The organism is Mucilaginibacter terrenus (assembly GCF_003432065.1).
GTDB lineage: Bacteria > Bacteroidota > Bacteroidia > Sphingobacteriales > Sphingobacteriaceae > Mucilaginibacter > Mucilaginibacter terrenus.
In genome coordinates this window covers 413,541-431,939 of the sequence record NZ_QWDE01000001.1, presented here as the reverse complement: position 1 = coordinate 431,939, position 18,399 = coordinate 413,541, and the positions used below count along the sequence as shown (strand labels likewise).

The window sequence follows — 18,399 nt, the reverse complement described above, 5'->3', positions numbered from 1 at the left end:
GATTAAATTATTGAGTGTAGCCGGGGTTTTGAACAAGGTTTTTATTCAGATCGACATCATGCGCCGGAATGGCCCACAGATAATCACGATTAGGGTTGAACTTACGCAGCTGTACCCTTATATAACCGTTATCTGTATTTTGGTCATTAGAGAACTTGGCTCCGTGGATGTAACCATTCATTGCTGTTTCGGCGGTCTTCCATCTGCGGATATCATCAACACGCAAGCCTTCCATCGCCAGCTCTACCCTTCTTTCGCGACGGATGATGTTGGTCATGTTGCCTGTTACCGGGTAGTTTAAGGCGCCTGCATCCGTGAATCCGGCCCTTGATCGCAATGCACCAATAGTTTTCGCCCAAACGCTGGCATCCATCTGTCCAAGGCTTTGTTTTGCTTCTGCATAATCTAAAAGGATCTCCGCATACCTGATAAGGTGCAGGTTGTTGCCTGAAACGAAGTTGGCCAGCGCGCTTGGATCATAGTACTTTCTCCAATAATATGCCGTAGCTGATGCCGCCTGCGAACCTGCGTTATATTCATCTAATCCAGGCTGAACAGGGTCGGTGCCTGGTTTGATGTAAATGGTTTTCGTAATATTATTTGCGTTTACCCAGGTATAACGGTCATATACTACGGTTGCAGTTAAACGGGGGTCGCGGTTTACGTAAGGGTTAGTTTCCACATAGCCAGAGCCAGCTTCTTTGATTCCTTTGCCGTTTAGCATAATATAATCATCAACCAACTCCTGTGTAGGTGCCATGTTACTTACACGGCCACCAACAGTGCGTGGAGCAAAATCCCAAAAGTTTTGCCATGTACGTAAAGTGGGTACATATTGCAAAGAGAGTATGCTTTCTTTGGTGGTTTTATTAACATTGGGATCGCTAAATAAAGCGCTATAGCTTGTCTCCAACCCATATGAGCCGTTTGTACCCTGGTCATTCATGAGTTTTTCACAAATGGCCACTACATCGGCCATACGATTTCCCTCATACAACAATACCCTTGCTTCTAACGCCAGTGCTGCACCTTTGGTTATACGACCGTTCTCGGTAGCCGGGATCGCGTCTTTTGATGGCAGATCATTAACTATAGCTTCCAGTTCTTTGACAACAAAGTTTATCACTTCTGCTTTTGGTGAGCGCGAAATGGTTTGGGCTTCCTCGGGAGTGGCATCGTGATCTACAATTGGCACATCACCATACCATTTAGTTAAGTTAAAATGCTCAAACGCACGAATAAAACGGGTCTCTGCTACCAGCCTGGTTTTTACCGCGGCAGGCAATGTTGTGTTTTTATCTATGTTTGCTAAAAATATATTACACGATTTTATCGCCGAGTAATAATTGTTCCAGTCGCCGGCAAATTTACCTGTTTGCGATGTGGCATTGCCACTGGCAATAACATTAAGGTCGCCTGATGGTGAGTAGGCATTGTCAGATAATGCCTCTGCATCAAAATACAAACCGCTGTTATAAATTAAGCTGTAGTTGTTGTATAGTGCGTTATAAACGTTTGCGTCGACTTGCCAAAAGGTAAGGTCGGAAAACCGGTCTGTTGGAGCGATATCGAGTTTTTTACAACCCAATGCTGCTAAAACTGCAACAGATACGATTAAAAGCTTTTTAAAAAATCTCATTTTCTTATGTTTTTAAATTATCTGTTCTTTAGAATGAAATGTCAAGGCCGGCACCGTAAAACACAGGCAGCGGGTATTGCCTTGCACTGTTAGAAGCTGAACCAGGGTTAAGGTTGTTACCAAACTCAGACGTTTCCGGATCGATAAACTTTAATTTGCTCAGTGTGGCCAGGTTTTGGCCAATAAGTGATACCCTTAAACGCTGTATGCCTAACTTCTTGGTAACACTGTTGCTGAAATTGTAGCCTATGTTTACGTTTTTCAACCTTGCGTAAGCTGCATCATATTTGTACAGATCAGATCCTGTACGCCAATTATTTGTATTTGACGGAGAACCAATGTTAGCCAATATTGGATAACGGGCATTCGGGTTGGTTGGCGACCAGATATCTGTTTGATGTTCGTAAACTGTAGCGCCATAACCATAGTGAAATGGCTCCACCAGTTCGCCGCGCAGGAACGCATCACGTTTGCCTACACCCTGTATAAAGAATGATAGATCGAAACCTTTATAAGCAACACGATAAGTGAAACCAAATGTGTAGCGCGGGAATGGATTACCTAGAACGGTTTTATCTTTTTCATCAATAATGCCATCGCTGTTGCGGTCTTTAAACTTCAAATCGCCAGGCTGTACGTTATTACCTGCAAGTTTCGGCGAGTTATCAATATCCTGCTGATTTTGGAAGAAACCGTTTGTTTCATAACCGTAGTACTGCGTAATGGGTTCTCCAACCCGCCTGATCAATTGAAAAACGTCCTGATTGTAAATTGTCTCCGTAGCACTTCCGGTTAATTTCAACAGTTTATTTTTGTTATCAGCAATGTTTACGCTAAAGCTTTGGCTAACTTCTTTACCTCTTAAATTATAAGTTAATGAAGCTTCCCATCCATTGTTACGAACTTTAGCAACGTTATAATCAGGCGAAGCTGCACCATATACGAATGGCACATCTGCTCTTGCCGCTAAAATATTACTGGTGGTAGAGTTGAAATAATCTAATGTAGCCACCAGCCTGTCATCAAATAATCCTGCATCAACGCCAATGTTCAGTTTGGCAGACTTTTCCCATCCAATGTCACGGTTAGCGATGTTTGTACCTGCACCACCAACTATATTGTTACCAAAGCCGTAAGCATTTGGATAGTTAAAATAAGTTGTTTGATATTGATAATTGCGAACGTTTTGATTACCTACTGTGCCGTATGAAGCTCGTAATTTTAAAGTACTTACAGTATTTTTAAGAGATTCCATAAAGGATTCTTTGCTGATTATCCAGCCTGCACTTACCGATGGAAAAAAACTTGCCCTGTTGCCCTTTGCAAATTTTGATGACGCATCATTACGAAATAGGGCCTCCAATAAAAACTTATCCTTATAAGAGTAATTAAGACGACCAATTACCGACAGTAAACTAGTTGAATTAACTCCAATACTGTTGCTTGAGTTCTGTGTATCAACTATAGTACCTGTAGTAGGCGTACCTAATAAAGGATCAGTAAGCGTCTTTTGCAGTTGAAAGCCACGTTGATTGTATGTTTCGCTCTCTACACCAGCTTGTATTTTGAAGGTATGGTCACTTATCTTTTTGCTGTATTCTGCGTACACCTTGGTGTCTGTCAAAAACGATTTGCTATTACCATCCAATACAGTTAAATCATTGCCATATACACCAGCCGGTAAGTAATCAACTTGGGTACGGCGGAAAAAAGTGCCATTATTTTGGATAGTACCACCAAACTGACCTGTAAGTTTTAGATCTTTAGTGATACTTAACTGCCCGGTAAAAGAGCCGAATACCTCATCGTTATCAGCCTGGTTATATCCGCCTTTTTCAAGCACACCATACTCGTTGTATTGAGAAGCAACCGGATTAGTTAAATAGTTGCCATTCTCGTCAAGCCAATTGTAGTTATGTGGCACGCGGTTAGCATCTGCAAAAATGTTATTGTCACCAACGCTGTTTGTTTTGTTACGAGTTTTGGTATAATTCAAAATGATATTGGACCTGAACCTGCCTATTACAGACGTTTGGTTCAACCTCAGGTTATACTTTTGATATCCAAAGTCTGCACCCGAACCGCCATTACCAATAAGGTTGCTTCCTTGATTCTGATAACCTGCAGAAATGTAATATGAGTTGGTTTCGCCACCGCCGGTGATACTTAAATTATGTGATTGCAACGGTGCTTTTTTAAGCAAATGTTCAATGTCCCATGTACCATTTCCCGCATCTTTTAAAGCCTGAATTTGGTCGGGGGTATAAGCTGCTGGTAAACCGGAGTTTATAAGCGATTGGTTTTTGTAATATGCGTTATCCCACGCATCCACTTTGTGCACCAAAACTTGCGCATCCTGTAATCCGTAGTTGCCATTATAGCTGACTGTCGGCTTAGCGTTAAACCTTCCTGCCTTTGTAGTCACTAAAATTACACCATTAGCAGCGCGTGAGCCATAAATGGCGGCAGACCCGGCATCTTTTAGCACCGATACACTTGCTATATCATTAGGGTTAATGGTGTTTAAGTTCCCACCAATAATTCCATCAACAACCACAAGTGGGGTATTATCACCTAAACTGTTTATGCCACGTATGTTTACAGTTACATCGCTGCCAGGGTTTAGGTTTGTCTGTTGTATAATCAAGTTTGGAGATTCGCCTTGTAATGCTTGATAAGTATTCAGCACAGGTTTATTCTCGATGCTTTTAGAGCTAATGGTACTTACCGCACCTGTAACGTTGATGCGTTTTTGGGTGCCGTAACCTACAACCACAACCTCATTAAGGCTAGTGCTATTCGTTTTTAAGTTTACATTGATTTCTGTTTTACCCGAAATAGCAATATCCTGTTTGATATAACCGATGAACGAGAAGCTTATGCTCCTGCTTGCGTAAGCATCAGGTATGTTAAGTGTGTAGCGGCCGTTTACATCAGTTATGGTGCCAATGGTGGTGCCGGCAATACTTACATTAACACCGGGTAAGGGCTGATTGGTTTCGTCAAATACCCTACCAGTTACGGTTATATCAACAACCTTTTTTGTGTAGAATTGTGGTTTTGTACCCACGGCATAAGCAGCGCTGTTAAAGGCGGCAATGCCCAGCATACCTGCTACAATAGGTTTGCTGTAAAGCCATTTAAGCTTTTTAAGTTTTTGTAATAGTTTTGATCTCATAATTACAGACTGATAATTTATAATGGTTTGGTTTATAATGGCTTGTTATAATTTAGGTCTATTAAGGTGATAGTCTTCTTTCCAGTAACGCTCTATGTTTTCCAGGGAGCGCCCCTTGGTTTCGGGAATTAACTTCCAGGTGATCCACAATGCCGGTGAGCAGCAAAGGGCAAAAAGCCAAAAAGTCCACGATGAACCCAGGCTTTCCAGCATAACCGGCGTTAACTGGCCAACTAAAAAGTTGCCTATCCACAAGGATAACGTTGCAAGTGCCATGGCTTTACCACGCACCGCGTTGGGAAATATTTCGCCAACAACTACCCAGCAAACCGGGCCGAATGAGAACGCAAAGCAGGCGATAAAAGCCAGAATGAAAATGAGTATCCAGGGGCCGGAGGTAACACCCAGCGCAAATAGAGCCCCTATGATAAGAAGCGATAGTACCGCGCCGCCAACACCTGCATAAAGCAGCGGTTTACGGCCCCATTTATCTATGGTGAAAATTGCAACAAAGGTAAATACTACGTTTACAAGCCCAATTGTCACCTGACCACCTAAGGCATTGTTGAGCGTAAAACCGGCTTGTTCTAAAATGCGCGGACCGTAGTAAATCACTGCGTTTATACCGCAAACCTGGGATAAAAAGGGCAGCAGTAAACCAATCCATAACGCTTTGCGGTAAACAGGTTTAAATAGCTCTTTAAGGGATGTATTGTCCGCATCGTCCTGGTCTTTAAAAGCTTTGATCTCATTTGCTGCAGCGGCCTCTCCATCTATTTTGATCAGTATAGTTCGTGCCTTTTGCTCCTCTCCTTTTAACAAAAGCCACCTTGGTGACTCTGGCACCATAAATAATGAAAGTAGAAATATTGCTGCAGGCAAAGCCCCCAAGCCCAGCATTGCGCGCCATACCTCAGCTGAGAAAATGTTTTGCAGTAACCCCAATGAGTAGCTATCATTTACGTGATTAGCTAGATAAGCATTAGAAAAATAAGCCAGCACAATCCCAATTGTTAAAGCCAATTGATAAAGCGACACCATCATACCACGGTATCTAGATGGAGAAAATTCTGATATGTATAGTGGCGACACCATTGATGCTACGCCTATGCCTAAGCCACCTATCAGGCGAAAGATGATTAACTCGGTAAACGAATTAGTAAGCATGCAACCCAACGCTGATGCCAGGAACAACACCGCTGACAGGATCAGCACTATTTTGCGCCCATACTTATCACTTAACTTGCCGGAAAAGCTTACCCCTATTATACAACCTAATAAGGCACAGCTTACAAACCAGCCTTCACTTACGGCAGTAAGGCTAAAATCCTTTTTAACCAGGCTCACGGTGCCTGATATTACGGCAGTATCAAACCCAAATAAGAATCCGCCAAGAGCAGCCACAAGGCAAACGAGGTACAGGTATGTGGTGCTTTTTTTGGCACCAGTATAGTTTATCGTGTCGATCATGGTGCTTATTTTAAAAATGCTTTTACAACTTTAGCTCTGCCTTTACCCAGGTTGGTAATGGTGTAAGATCCGGCTGCTGCAGGAATAACGAAGGTTTCAGCATAAGCAAAATCATGTTTAATGCCATTGGCGGTTTGTATGGATATTGCTTTCCCTTCAACCAGCATTAATACGTGGCACACGTTGTTAGTCTCCACTGTTACGGTGTTATCAAATTCTAAGCGGTGCACATCATAAAAGTGTTCGGCGTGTGTTGGTACATGTACCAACTGATAATCGGCCGTTTGATCAATAACCTGGGGTTTTGATATCAGTTCACGGTGAACCTGTTCACCTTTGCGGTTAAAATCAAGATTATTAAAGGCGTGATCTATATTTATCGGGCGCGGATTTCCGTCGAGATCAAGCCGTACCCAATCGTACATTTTAAAGGTGAAAATGTAGGGAGTAGCACTTATCTCCAACACCAGGTTACCGGCACCGGCGCTATGCACAGTGCTGTTTGGTATTAGAAAAAGATTGTGCTTGTTTGCAGGGTGCGATTGCACATACTGCTCTATTTCTAACGCCTCGCCGGTTTGCTGACTTTGCTCTAACGCCGAACGGAAATCGGCAGGATCAATGCTTTCCTGAAAACCAAGGTATACCCGAGCGCTATCCTCACAATCTAATATATAGTAGGTTTCATCCTGCGTAATGTTTTCGCCAAAGTTTTCCCGTATATATTTCAGTTTAGGGTGGCACTGAATTGAAAGGTTACCACCCTCATAAGTATCCAAAAAGTCAAAGCGGATTGGGAATTCATCACCAAAACGTTCTGCGTGTTTGCCAAGAATATTTTTGTTGTTGCTGAACATTAGCGTGTCGAACGACACCTCCAGCAGATTACCATCACTTTCAAAAACTAAACCATTTTCAGGTACTATCAACTCAAACGACCACGCGAGGTTCACCACATCGGTATTCAAGTTTTTGATGTGCCTCTTCATCCATTGGCCGCCCCAAGCACCCGGCTCAAACCAGGGACGAACACGCAGTACAGATGTGCTTAAATTATCAAGTGCTTTAGTCAGTTCAGTTCTGTACATCCAGTTGATGCTGTCCGGCCACTGGGCATCTGCAACAACCGCAATTTTGTTCAGGATATTTTTTTTATGCTCATTGAGCATCACCCAGTCCACAAAGTAGAAACGTTTGTACATCTGGAAAGGCTCGTGATTTTCCGCAGCACCAAGATTTGTAATGCTGCCCGCACGCATCCTGAACTGGATCTCGTTCTTCGGCAGATCGATGTAGATAACCGGAGCTTCCCAGCCTGACAAGGCGGCACCAGTCCCAATTATAATGTTCAGGTCACTATCATTATTTGCACTTTGGGATGTTAGCGCATTTTCAAACAGATCCGATAATTGTAAATTTGTTTTAGTACCCCACACAGATTCATGTTCGCCTAAAAAGGGTTTTACCATTGATGTTATCACATCAGCAGGTTTCAATAGCTCGCTAGTTCTTATCCAGTTTACTTTCAAACCGACATCGTCAAAGCAATCCTGAAGGTTTGCTTGTATCTTGTCCCAAAACACACCACCGTAACCATCTATTACAACTGTTTTTTTATTGATGATATACTCAGCAAGGGAATCAAAGCCATTATAGATTTTGCCTGCACCAAGTGATGCAGTTGGATAAATGTTATAATCTCCTTCAACTTTCAGGGCATCGCCAATCTTATCGGGCATTAAGAATTGTGATGTTTTTCGCAACTGCATGTTAGTTTCTGGATATGTTTTAATAGTGGTATCGATATTCATTTATTTGTAGTAATGTATGTACATATTATAAATCAAATAAAAAGACCTAAAGCGGTATTTTAGTTGATAATAATTACAAAATGCTTGTTTATTTATATTGGTTATGTACAAACATATGAACAAATTAATAAATTCAAAATTATTTCGGTATAAATTTTTCCTTGGTGTTAAGCATACACCTAAGCATTTATTGCTTAGGTGTATGCTTAATATGTATGTACAATGGGCACAACAAATTGAAAATTATTATCATTGCAGTAGCATACCTGTCATGAAATACACCATAGATCATAAGAGCCCCATCCCCTTACATATACAGGCTGAAGAACTCCTAAGAAAACTAATTGCTGAGGATGACTTTCAGAATGGCAAGCTTTTACCAAATGAGGTTGAGCTAGCTAAGATGTTGGCAATATCGCGCACTACACTCCGCCAGGCTATAAACAAGCTGGTGTACGAAGGTTTGCTGATAAGAAAAAAGCGTACAGGAACCAAAGTAAACCAGGCCACAGTAAGTTCAAAATCTAATAATTGGCTTAGCTTTTCGCAGGAAATGAAACTGCGGGGCATTACCATAAAAAACTTTGAGCTGCATGTTACCTGGGTGTATCCCGATGAAATACTGGCCAATTTTTTTGAGATTAAAACAGACAGGAAGGTTTTGAAAATGGAACGTGTACGTGGCAAAACCGACGAACCATTTGTTTACTTTATCTCATACTTTCACCCACGCATCGGCCTTACCGGAGATGAAGACTTCAAACGACCTTTATATGAACTGCTTGAAATGGATTATTCCACCACGGCCACCCTATCCAAAGAGGAGATAAGCGCCCACGCAGCCGAAGATGAAATTGCCGCTAAATTAAGGATTGCTAAAGGCTCCCCGGTGCTTTTCCGCAAGAGGTTTGTTTTTGACCAAGGCGAGCGCCCGCTTGAATATAATTTAGGATATTATAAAGCTGACAGCTTTGTTTATACTGTAGAAAGCAGGCGGTAGAAGTAATCCTCAATGTTGAAGGTGGAACAATGTGGATTACTTTCAATGCAAAGCGTTTAAAATAGAAGTCGATTGTTGTTGAGCTAGCTATATATATATGTGCTAATTATTCAGTGATATTTTACACTGGTAAACCGAAATCATCTTGAACATCGCGCTAATACGTCGACAAGTACCGTAAAAACTTTATCACACCCATTTAAACGGTTCTCCGGATGCTATGTGCGTTATCTTTATGCCAGGCAGCTTAGGTTGCAGCCATTCTACAAAATACTCCATACCTGGTTCTTCGCTGTAAGAGTGCCCCAGTACAATAAGCGCCATTTTACGGCCCTGCAGGTTACCGTCGCGGAAGTATTCGGCAGTTTCCCATTCAGACACTTCGCCCACCACCAACACATCCGGCTGATCAGCTACCGCAGCGGTCATTTGCATCAGTCCTCCGGCGGCTCCCGGGATAAGGGTGACGCGGCGGCACTGTTGGTTAAGATCGCCTACCACGCGCAAGTGCGGTATATTCAATGTCTGCTTTAAATGCTGCACCATTTGCTGCAAGGTTGCATCAGGCAGAGTAATGGTGTATTTATCAGTTGGTTTATAGTATTGCAGCCAGTTGGTCTTTTTCAGGAAACCGTAGCCAACAACATCCGGCTTAATGCTGTGAATGTAGTCGTGACAGCGCCAAACGGCTATGTTGTGCCTCGCGAGCAGCTCGGCTTTTTGTTTTACCACCGGGTTGTTCGGAACCATTTCCTTATTGTCGACATGATTAAAAAAGGTTGGTTCGTGCGCAATAATAAAGTTGGCGCCTAGCTTTACTGCCTGTTCTATAACAGCTGTGGTAGCAAACATGGTGGTTACAATGCCATTCACTACCATCTCCGGGCTGCCGCTTTTTAGGGTGTCAACAGTGTTCGGGATAGGCTTTAAGTTACCTGCTTTTAACACCATATCTATAATCTGCTGTACGGTTTTGGCACTTTGTGCCTTAAAGTGCGCATTTCTATCAGATGCAAAGGATGATGTAACCCCTGCAATGGCCAGCCCCCCTGCTGCCGTGAGCGTATTGTTTACAAATTTCCTGCGGTTCATTGTTATTGATCTAGATGAATTAAAGCTATGAATAATTGCGGAGTGATGGTGCATTATCCTCGTATTGGCATAAAAAAAGCTGCTTGTTAAGAGCAGCTTAATAGTTTTATTTTTGGCCACCACTTGGCGGCGGAGTTGCGGGTGTACCAACTTGCCCGCCTGCAGGAGCAGGGCCGCCCGGACCGCCGGGGCGTGGGCCGCGGTTAGCTGATGCTTTTACCACCTCCGGGTGAGAGTTACCGCGGTGACAGGTATTGCAGTTGATACCGGTTTCGGCCATCATGCCTGTGCTGTCCTTTTTAGCCTCAAAATATTTTTTATTGATAGCAGCAGTCATTTTAAACATATGACGCGCCATCTCTTTTTCTGGCTTGGCATCATTGGCCCAGTCCATTTTCTTCGTTTCCTCATTACGTACATGGCAAAAGCTGCAGCGTGCGCCCAGGGCATGCTCCCACTCTTCCATAATATCGTGAAGTTGTTTGTCGCTTATATCTTTAGGAAGCACCTTCAGGTTAGTAAATTTCGGCTTTTCTTCCTGCTGCTGTTGTTTAGCCGGCGACATGGCCATAAACACTACTGCAGACAACAGGCCGGCGGTAGCTAATAATTTTTTGTTGATCGTCATAAATGAGGGGCGTATTGAGCTACTAAAATAAACAATGTTTTTAATTTGTAACAGAAAAGTCAAATTAATGGTGTTCCAACACGAAAATGTTACACTGCTAACTAAACGGTTCTATCATTTCTGTGCTTAACTCCCATAAAGTTTGGCGCGCCTTTTCATCTGCAGCAGTAGCAGATGTTGCTGCAACTTCCTGCTTTTTGAAGTATTTGCCGCTTTTAGCATCTATCCGTTGCGCTGTAGCCAGGTATATAGTAGTTTTGGCACCTTCTTCAGCCGTTATCATAAACGGACTCGCCAGCCACATCAGCGTTTTGTTAAACCCGGTAAGTCCAGCCCCAAACTCCGTGCTTACCACGCCAGGGTGCAATGCAAATGAAGATATTCCCTTTGGGCCGAATTTAGTAGCCAATGACCGTGTGAAGTAGATGTTAAACAGCTTTGCCATTCCGTATGCTTTCATGGCCGAATATGGCGTGTGTTCCCAATTAATGTCGTTAAAGCGGGGCTTGCCCAGGCGATGGCCTTCGCTGCTTACGTTAATGATACGCGCCTGTCCGCGTTCCAACTGCGTCATGAGCGCATTGGTGAGCAGGAAGTGACCCAGATGATTTACAGCAAAAGTCATCTCCAAACCATCCTTAGTTATTTCCTTTTGCGCGAAGATACCGCCTGCATTATTGATCAGTACGTTTATAGCCATCAAGCTATTGCGGAGGGTGTCTGCCGCGGTACGTACGCTTTCCATGTCGGAAAGGTCACAATGCACTATGTATACACTGTTGTTCTTACTATGGGTTATAATCTGCTGCCTTACTTGCTCACCTTTTTCCATATTACGCACCAGCAGGTAAACGGCGTGTCCTTTTTTGGCGAGGGCCAAAGCTGTCTCTTTACCTATTCCGGATGTGCCCCCGGTAATTACTGTGGTAGTAAAGGCCATAATATTGATAGTTTAAGATCTGGTGACTCAAATCTAACATTTTATAAATGTACAGCAAATCAGAGCTACTATATTTCAGATATCTACTGCCTGATTGACAAAATGGTTACTAGTAACGCTTACAAATTCTGCGCTATAACAAAGCCGCTGGCCCAAGCCCACTGGAAGTTATAACCACCCAGCCAGCCAGTAACATCAACACACTCACCACCAAAGAATAAGCCCTGTACTTTCTTACTTTCGAGGGTTTTGGAGGATAGCTCGTTGGTATCTACGCCGCCGGTCATTACTTCGGCTTTGTCGTAACCTTTGGTGCCGGCCGGTTTTACCTTAAACTCATGTATCAACATTTCTAGAGCATCCAGTTCGGCGTTGGTGAGGGAAGCCAGGTTCTTCTCTGCGGGCAGGTAATCGCTGAGTGCTTCGGCAAATTTGCGCGTAAACAACCCTGAAAGGTACGCCAGCAGCATTTTTTTACCATTCTGTACACGTTCCGCAGCAATCAGGTCTGCAATGTTCTGGCCGGGCAGCAGGTCTATAAAGATGTGTTCGCCGGGTTTCCAGTAAGAGGATATCTGCAGTATTGCAGGCCCACTTAATCCCCAGTGGGTAAAAAGTATATTTTCCTCAAAGCTGGCGCGGTCGTTCCATACACGGCTAAAAATGCTATTGCCAGAAAGTTTCTCGTACCAGGGCTGGTCTTTACCGGTAATGGTAAGCGGTACCAGTGCGGGTGAAGTGGCAGTAACTTTCATCCCGAAACTACGCGCAATACGCATGCCCAGATCCGTAGCGCCCAGTTTCTGTATAGGTAAGCCGCCCGACGCAACTACCACTTTGGCCGCAAAAATATTCTCCTCGGTATCGTATTGTTTATAGCTAATGCTAAAGCCTCCATCCTGCTGCTCCAGTTTGACTACCTCTGTATTGTACCATATCTCCTGGCCAAAATCGGTGCAAAGGGATGTAAATACATTTACAACATCCCTGGCCTTATCACTTACCGGGAACAGTTGTCCTAGTGTTTTCTCCTTACCTTCAATCCCGTACGCCTCAAAGAAACTTATAGAGTCTTCTACGGTCCATTGTGCCAATGCCGACCGGCAAAAATGTTCGTTTTGAGAAAGGAACTGTTTATAAGAGGTATGCAGGTTAGTATAGTTGCAGCGCCCGCCCCCGCTTATAAGGATCTTGGCACCTGCACGATCGTTCTTTTCGAGTATTAATACACTTTTGCCTAAAAAGCCCGCTTGCACTGCGCACATGAGTCCGCACGCACCGGCGCCTATAATTATCGCATCAAAGTGGGTTTGTTTTGTTAAATTTGCCGTCATGAATGATGTTTCGCAAATATCAGAATTTGGAAAGACTTTGATCTTTTTAATTACGGGCGCTATTTTCATAGGCCTGCTGTTTTTTGTGAACCGCCTTTTGGCTCCCCGCAACCCTAACACCGAAAAACTTACCTCCTACGAATGTGGTGAAGACCCCGTTGGCGACGCATGGATACCCTTCAACTCCCGCTTTTATGTAGTGGCCCTGGTGTTCCTGTTGTTTGATGTGGAGATGGTGTTCGTTTTCCCGTGGGCTACAGTTTTTGCTGATAAGCAAATTATTGCAGCCGATTCACGCTGGGGATGGGTATCCCTTATAGAGATGTTTGTATTTTTGGGTATACTGATACTTGGCCTTGCCTATGTTTGGGTGAAAGGCGACCTCGACTGGATTAAACCAACCCAGGCCATCCCAAGAACCGACACCAACGTACCCGTATCTTTATACGAAAAACTTAACCTGGAGCAAAGCAGCTACAAGCTCCGCACATTTGCTGCGAATATTGCAGAACCTGTGGTTGCTACGGTTGTTGATAAGCCTACTGCTGCAGCTACAGGAGATGCGCCTGCGCGCAAACCAATGTTTAAACCCAACTTTAAAAAACCCGGTAATGACGCCTAATCTGACTAATGAAAGCGGTGGCATTGTGGTCACCAAAATGAACGACCTGCTTAACTGGGCAAGGCTCTCATCGCTGTGGCCGCTTAGCTTTGGCATTGCCTGCTGCGCTATAGAAATGATGGGCAGTATGGCTTCTACCTATGACCTGGACCGCTTTGGCGTGTTCCCCCGCCCTTCTGCGCGCCAATCGGATGTGATCATTATATCGGGTACGGTCACCTTCAAAATGGCCGAACGCATCAAACGCTTGTACGAGCAAATGCCCGACCCCAAATACGTTATCTCTATGGGGTCATGTTCTAACTGCGGCGGCCCGTATTGGCAACACGGTTACCACGTGGTAAAAGGCGTAGACCGCGTGATACCTGTAGATGTTTATGTACAAGGTTGTCCGCCCCGTCCCGAAGCACTTATTGGAGCTATACTGGAATTACAAAAGAAGATTGAGACCGAAAGCCTGGTAGGATAGTGATCGCTGCTTTTTCTTTGATGTTTTCACACCTGTTACGAAAATCATATAATTACGTCTTCATATAATTTTGCCCTTTCGCCAGAATAATTACATTTGTTTCTATGCAAAAAATTCTGGTTGCTAATCGCGGTGAGATAGCCCTTAGGGTAATGCGCTCTGCGCGCGAAATGGGTATCAAAACGGTTGCGGTATACTCAGCTGCCGACCGAAATGCCCTACATGTACGCTATGCAGACGAAGCGGTTTACATTGGCGAAGCGCCATCCAACCAATCTTACCTTGTTGGCGAGAAAATAATTGATGCCTGTAAAGTCACCGGCGCAGAAGCTATACACCCTGGCTACGGTTTTTTAAGCGAGAACGCTGCATTTGCACGCGCCGTAAGAGAAGCAGGATTAACGTTGATAGGCCCTTCTCCTGAAGCGATGGAAGTAATGGGTAATAAGCTCTCTGCCAAAGCAGCAGCCTTAAAGTATAACATACCAATGGTGCCCGGTACCGAAGAGGCCATAACCGATATTGCTGAAGCCAAACAGCGCGCAACAGAAGTTGGCTTTCCTATATTAATTAAAGCAGCGGCGGGCGGCGGTGGCAAGGGCATGCGCATAGTGAACAATGCAGATGTTTTTGAAGAGCAGATGAACCTTGCCGTGTCCGAAGCTACTTCGGCCTTTGGTGACGGATCGGTATTTATAGAACGGTATGTTTCCTCCCCGCGACATATAGAGATACAGGTAATGGGCGACACTCATGGCAATATCGTTTACCTTTTTGAGCGGGATTGCTCCGTGCAGCGCCGTCATCAAAAGGTGGTGGAGGAAGCGCCCTCGGCCATCCTCACCCCTGCCATTCGCGAAGAAATGGGCAGGTGCGCCGTAAATGTCGCGCGATCGGTAAACTATACTGGTGCCGGTACTGTGGAGTTTATTATGGATGAACAGCTTAATTTTTATTTCCTGGAGATGAACACACGCCTGCAGGTAGAGCACCCAGTTACCGAGCTCATAACCGGCATTGACCTGGTAAAGGAACAAATAAACGTGGCGCGCGGCGAAGCGTTAAGCTTTACCCAGGAGGACCTTAAGATAAGCGGCCATGCCATGGAACTGCGTGTTTACGCCGAAGACCCGGGCAATAACTTTTTGCCGGGCACGGGCACACTACAGGTATATGAAACACCAAAGGGCCCGGGCGTACGCGTAGACGACTGCTATGAGCAGGGCATGGAAATACCTATTTACTATGACCCGATGATTGCAAAGCTGATCACTTACGGGAAAGACCGCGAAGAAGCTATTACCCGTATGGTCCGCGCTATTGACGAATATCGCATCACCGGCATACCTACTACTCTTGCTTTTGGCAAATTTGTAATGCAGCATGAGGCTTTCACCAGCGGGAATTTCGACACACATTTTGTAGAAAAGCATTTTACTCCCGAACTGCTGCAGAATGACAACGAAGAGGAAGCGCTGATTGCCGCATTGATAATGGATAAGCTAATGCAGGCACCCGTCGCTAACATCAGCCAAACGGCTGTGGCGCCGGTATCTAACTGGGTAAAAAACAGGAGAAATTAAGTGGCGGTTCAACTGCAAACATATTAAGCTTTCTTGCAAAAAAGGGTAATAATCACAACATAGAAAATGCGCTGGTACAACTATAGCAATAATTGCATTGCTGCCTGCCAACAATAAAGTTATTACTACCTTTGCCGCACTGTAACATGAAGTTTATTTACCAAACCTGGTGGAAAGTACTGGCTGTTGTGCTGGTATTTTATACGCTGATTGCCGGCCTGCTACTCAGAGTGCCGCGGCTGGACATTTTGCACGAGACTATTCGTAACCTTTACTTCCACGTACCTATGTGGATGGCTATGCTAACGGTATTTGTTATATCGGTATTCTTTAGCATACTTTACCTGCGAACCGGGAAAGAAGAGCATGATCTTGCTGCTGTAGAATGTGTTAATACCGGAATGATCTTTTACGGGCTGGGCCTGCTTACCGGCATGCTTTGGGCAAAGTATACCTGGGGCGAGTTCTGGAGCAACGACCCTAAGCAAAACAGCGCTGCCATTGCGTTTTTACTATACTGTGCGTACCTGGTGCTGCGCAACTCTATAGATGAGGAGCAAAAGCGCGCTAAGATATCAGCCATTTACAACATCTTCGCCTTCCCTATCATGATTGTGTTGTTGTTTGTGCTGCCACGCATGACCGACTCGCTGCACCCTGGCGGCAGCGGAGGCAACCCCGGCTTTAACAAGTATGACCTGGACAGCCAGATGCGCGTTGTACTTTATCCGGCTTTTATTGGCTGGAGCCTGCTTAGTTTGTGGATAGCAACTATACGTTACCGCATCCGTTTAATAGAATACAAAAAGAACACTATAGATTAACATGAAGAAGCTTGTTGTTTTAGCCATTATGCTGCTTTGCTTTAGCGGCGTTTACGCCCAGGTCGCACACAATGTTGAGATGGCCGATGTGCTGCGCGGCTCGGGTAAAATATATGTTGTGGTAACCACCATAGCTATTGTGTTTGTAGGGCTGGCCATTTACCTGTTCAGCATTGACCGCCGCCTGACAAAAATAGAGAAGGAAGATTAAACCAATACCGCTTATTATCTGTTTAAACCACGTACTTGTTCAACTTTACACTTTAAACAGATTTCTACTCCTTAAAATTTGCATTATTGGCAAAAAAAGCATCAACTTTGAGCACTTTTTTGAGGATATAATTATTTACCCAATACTAAATTATGAACATTAACAATCCTACTGCAAATCAGGATACACACTTCTTTGGTGATGTGTGTAAAAACTTTGATCATGCAGCACAATTTACCAAGCACGATGCCGGTTTGCTCGATCAGATCAAATCATGCAACAGTGTTTACCGTTTCCGTTTCCCTATACGTAAAGGCAATGGTTTTGAAGTGATAGACGCCTGGCGTGTAGAGCACTCTCACCACCAGTCGCCAACCAAGGGCGGTATCCGTTATAGCGAAATGGTTAACGAGGATGAAGTAATGGCCCTTGCCGCGCTCATGACCTACAAGTGTGCTATTGTTAACGTACCGTTCGGCGGAGCTAAAGGCGGCATTAAAATAAACCCTAAGAACTATACCGTTGGCGAGTTGGAGAATATCACCCGCCGTTACACCGTAGAGTTGATCAAGAAAAACTTTATTGGCCCCAGCATAGACGTACCTGCACCTGATTATGGTTCGGGCGAGCGTGAAATGAGCTGGATTGCCGATACTTACGCAACAATGAATCCAGGCCAACTGGACGCGCTTGGCGCTGTAACAGGCAAGCCAATTGCGTTGCACGGTATTGCAGGCCGTCGCGAAGCTACCGGCCGTGGTGTGGCAATTGCCGTACGCGAATGTGTTGGCGTAGCCGAAGACATGCAGAAAATAGGCCTGACCAGTGGCCTTAGTGGAAAGAAAGTTATCGTACAGGGACTTGGTAATGTAGGCTACTACTCGGCTAAGTTCCTTTCAGAATTTGGCGCGCTTATAGTCGGTATTTGTGAGTTTGAGGGCGCTGTATACAACGAAGACGGACTGGATGTTGAAGCATTGTTCCAGCACCGTAAGGCTACCGGCTCTGTTTTAGGATATGCAGGCGCTAAACAGGAATTTAAAAATACCATGGACGGCCTGGAACAGCCTTGCGATATATTAGTACCTGCCGCTCTGGAAAACCAGATAACTGTTGAGAACATCCGTAACATCAAAGCAAAAATTATTGCTGAAGGTGCTAACGGGCCAACCTCACCTGAGGCAGAAGCTATATTTTACCAAAACGGTGGCATGATCATCCCGGATATGTATGCCAACGCTGGTGGTGTTACCGTTTCTTATTTCGAGTGGTTAAAAAACCTTTCGCATGTTGCGTTTGGCCGTATTAACCGTCGTTTTGAAGAGAACTCGAACCTCAACCTAGTTAACATGGTGGAAGGTATCACTGGTGTTGCCCTTACCCCTATCCAGCGATCTACTATTATTAAAGGTGCGTCGGAACTGGAACTGGTAAATTCGGGTTTAGAAGATACCATGATCCGTTCTTACCACGAGATCCGCGAGATATACAAAAATAACCCTAAGGTAGAGACCCTGCGTAACGCAGCCATGGTAGGCGCTATCAACAAAATAGCGGTATCATACATGAACCTTGGTGTTTGGCCGTGATCGCGTTGT

15 protein-coding genes are annotated in these 18,399 nt (G+C 44.4%); 7 read left to right on the top strand and 8 right to left on the bottom strand.

What is annotated here, in order from left to right:
- Nucleotides 1-7: 7 nt before the first annotated feature.
- From DYU05_RS01845 to DYU05_RS01830, 4 genes are read right to left on the bottom strand one after another with little or no spacing between them, the layout of a single operon-like run.
- On the bottom strand, nucleotides 8-1,639 hold the full coding sequence (locus tag DYU05_RS01845; RefSeq protein WP_117381281.1) for a RagB/SusD family nutrient uptake outer membrane protein: 1,632 nt from the start codon (nucleotides 1,637-1,639) through the stop codon (nucleotides 8-10).
- A gap of 28 nt (nucleotides 1,640-1,667) precedes the next feature.
- Nucleotides 1,668-4,817, bottom strand: coding sequence for a SusC/RagA family TonB-linked outer membrane protein (locus DYU05_RS01840; protein ID WP_117381280.1), 3,150 nt, complete (start codon nucleotides 4,815-4,817; stop codon nucleotides 1,668-1,670).
- 45 nt (nucleotides 4,818-4,862) lie between these two features.
- Nucleotides 4,863-6,287, bottom strand: coding sequence for a sugar porter family MFS transporter (locus tag DYU05_RS01835; RefSeq protein WP_117381279.1), 1,425 nt, complete (start codon nucleotides 6,285-6,287; stop codon nucleotides 4,863-4,865).
- Nucleotides 6,288-6,292: 5 nt separating this feature from the next.
- Nucleotides 6,293-8,098 carry a class I mannose-6-phosphate isomerase gene (locus DYU05_RS01830; protein ID WP_235853935.1) on the bottom strand — a complete coding sequence of 602 codons (1,806 nt, stop codon included), beginning with the start codon at nucleotides 8,096-8,098 and terminating at the stop codon, nucleotides 6,293-6,295.
- A gap of 271 nt (nucleotides 8,099-8,369) precedes the next feature.
- On the opposite strand from DYU05_RS01830, the gene DYU05_RS01825 reads away from it, so the two are divergent.
- Nucleotides 8,370-9,098, top strand: a complete 729-nt coding sequence (locus DYU05_RS01825) for a GntR family transcriptional regulator (protein ID WP_117381278.1) — start codon at nucleotides 8,370-8,372, stop codon at nucleotides 9,096-9,098.
- A gap of 189 nt (nucleotides 9,099-9,287) precedes the next feature.
- Here the strand turns inward: DYU05_RS01825 and DYU05_RS01820 are convergent, their stop codons facing one another.
- The 4 genes from DYU05_RS01820 to DYU05_RS01805 form a co-directional block, all read right to left on the bottom strand.
- A complete protein-coding gene (locus tag DYU05_RS01820; RefSeq protein WP_205771766.1) occupies nucleotides 9,288-10,190 on the bottom strand; it encodes a Nif3-like dinuclear metal center hexameric protein in 903 nt (300 codons plus the stop codon).
- Nucleotides 10,191-10,296: 106 nt separating this feature from the next.
- Nucleotides 10,297-10,818: a c-type cytochrome gene (locus DYU05_RS01815; RefSeq protein WP_117381277.1), complete on the bottom strand. Its 522-nt coding sequence runs from the start codon at nucleotides 10,816-10,818 to the stop codon at nucleotides 10,297-10,299.
- 97 nt (nucleotides 10,819-10,915) lie between these two features.
- Nucleotides 10,916-11,758 carry an SDR family oxidoreductase gene (locus tag DYU05_RS01810; protein WP_117381276.1) on the bottom strand — a complete coding sequence of 281 codons (843 nt, stop codon included), beginning with the start codon at nucleotides 11,756-11,758 and terminating at the stop codon, nucleotides 10,916-10,918.
- Nucleotides 11,759-11,877: 119 nt separating this feature from the next.
- Nucleotides 11,878-13,092: a BaiN/RdsA family NAD(P)/FAD-dependent oxidoreductase gene (locus DYU05_RS01805; protein ID WP_117381275.1), complete on the bottom strand. Its 1,215-nt coding sequence runs from the start codon at nucleotides 13,090-13,092 to the stop codon at nucleotides 11,878-11,880.
- Between DYU05_RS01805 and DYU05_RS01800 the strand changes: the two genes are divergently transcribed.
- The 6 genes from DYU05_RS01800 (at nucleotide 13,091) to DYU05_RS01775 (ending at nucleotide 18,390) form a co-directional block, all read left to right on the top strand.
- A complete protein-coding gene (locus DYU05_RS01800; RefSeq protein ID WP_117381274.1) occupies nucleotides 13,091-13,714 on the top strand; it encodes an NADH-quinone oxidoreductase subunit A in 624 nt (207 codons plus the stop codon). The two genes, DYU05_RS01805 and DYU05_RS01800, sit on opposite strands and share 2 nt — an antisense overlap.
- Nucleotides 13,704-14,183: an NADH-quinone oxidoreductase subunit B gene (locus DYU05_RS01795; RefSeq protein WP_117381273.1), complete on the top strand. Its 480-nt coding sequence runs from the start codon at nucleotides 13,704-13,706 to the stop codon at nucleotides 14,181-14,183. Before DYU05_RS01800 ends, DYU05_RS01795 begins: the two co-directional genes overlap by 11 nt.
- Before the next feature lie 104 nt (nucleotides 14,184-14,287).
- The gene (gene accC, locus DYU05_RS01790) at nucleotides 14,288-15,766 is read left to right on the top strand and encodes an acetyl-CoA carboxylase biotin carboxylase subunit (RefSeq protein ID WP_117381272.1); all 1,479 of its coding nucleotides are present in this window, start codon (nucleotides 14,288-14,290) and stop codon (nucleotides 15,764-15,766) included.
- 146 nt (nucleotides 15,767-15,912) lie between these two features.
- Nucleotides 15,913-16,590 carry a cytochrome c biogenesis protein gene (locus DYU05_RS01785; RefSeq protein ID WP_117381271.1) on the top strand — a complete coding sequence of 226 codons (678 nt, stop codon included), beginning with the start codon at nucleotides 15,913-15,915 and terminating at the stop codon, nucleotides 16,588-16,590.
- Nucleotide 16,591: 1 nt separating this feature from the next.
- Nucleotides 16,592-16,801: a CcmD family protein gene (locus DYU05_RS01780; RefSeq protein ID WP_117381270.1), complete on the top strand. Its 210-nt coding sequence runs from the start codon at nucleotides 16,592-16,594 to the stop codon at nucleotides 16,799-16,801.
- Between the two features lie 152 nt (nucleotides 16,802-16,953).
- A complete protein-coding gene (locus DYU05_RS01775) occupies nucleotides 16,954-18,390 on the top strand; it encodes a Glu/Leu/Phe/Val family dehydrogenase (RefSeq protein WP_117381269.1) in 1,437 nt (478 codons plus the stop codon).
- The last annotated feature ends 9 nt before the right edge of the window (nucleotides 18,391-18,399 follow it).

Bases quoted from the DNA above. Each gene is read 5' to 3' on its own strand.
- DYU05_RS01845 (WP_117381281.1), bottom strand. From the start codon at position 1,639: ATGAGATTTTTTAAAAAGCTTTTAATCGTATCTGTTGCAGTTTTAGCA.
- DYU05_RS01840 (WP_117381280.1), bottom strand. From the start codon at position 4,817: ATGAGATCAAAACTATTACAAAAACTTAAAAAGCTTAAATGGCTTTAC.
- DYU05_RS01835 (WP_117381279.1), bottom strand. From the start codon at position 6,287: ATGATCGACACGATAAACTATACTGGTGCCAAAAAAAGCACCACATAC.
- DYU05_RS01830 (WP_235853935.1), bottom strand. From the start codon at position 8,098: ATGAATATCGATACCACTATTAAAACATATCCAGAAACTAACATGCAG.
- DYU05_RS01825 (WP_117381278.1), top strand. From the start codon at position 8,370: ATGAAATACACCATAGATCATAAGAGCCCCATCCCCTTACATATACAG.
- DYU05_RS01820 (WP_205771766.1), bottom strand. From the start codon at position 10,190: ATGAACCGCAGGAAATTTGTAAACAATACGCTCACGGCAGCAGGGGGG.
- DYU05_RS01815 (WP_117381277.1), bottom strand. From the start codon at position 10,818: ATGACGATCAACAAAAAATTATTAGCTACCGCCGGCCTGTTGTCTGCA.
- DYU05_RS01810 (WP_117381276.1), bottom strand. From the start codon at position 11,758: ATGGCCTTTACTACCACAGTAATTACCGGGGGCACATCCGGAATAGGT.
- DYU05_RS01800 (WP_117381274.1), top strand. From the start codon at position 13,091: ATGAATGATGTTTCGCAAATATCAGAATTTGGAAAGACTTTGATCTTT.
- DYU05_RS01805 (WP_117381275.1), bottom strand. From the start codon at position 13,092: ATGACGGCAAATTTAACAAAACAAACCCACTTTGATGCGATAATTATA.
- DYU05_RS01795 (WP_117381273.1), top strand. From the start codon at position 13,704: ATGACGCCTAATCTGACTAATGAAAGCGGTGGCATTGTGGTCACCAAA.
- accC (WP_117381272.1), top strand. From the start codon at position 14,288: ATGCAAAAAATTCTGGTTGCTAATCGCGGTGAGATAGCCCTTAGGGTA.
- DYU05_RS01785 (WP_117381271.1), top strand. From the start codon at position 15,913: ATGAAGTTTATTTACCAAACCTGGTGGAAAGTACTGGCTGTTGTGCTG.
- DYU05_RS01780 (WP_117381270.1), top strand. From the start codon at position 16,592: ATGAAGAAGCTTGTTGTTTTAGCCATTATGCTGCTTTGCTTTAGCGGC.
- DYU05_RS01775 (WP_117381269.1), top strand. From the start codon at position 16,954: ATGAACATTAACAATCCTACTGCAAATCAGGATACACACTTCTTTGGT.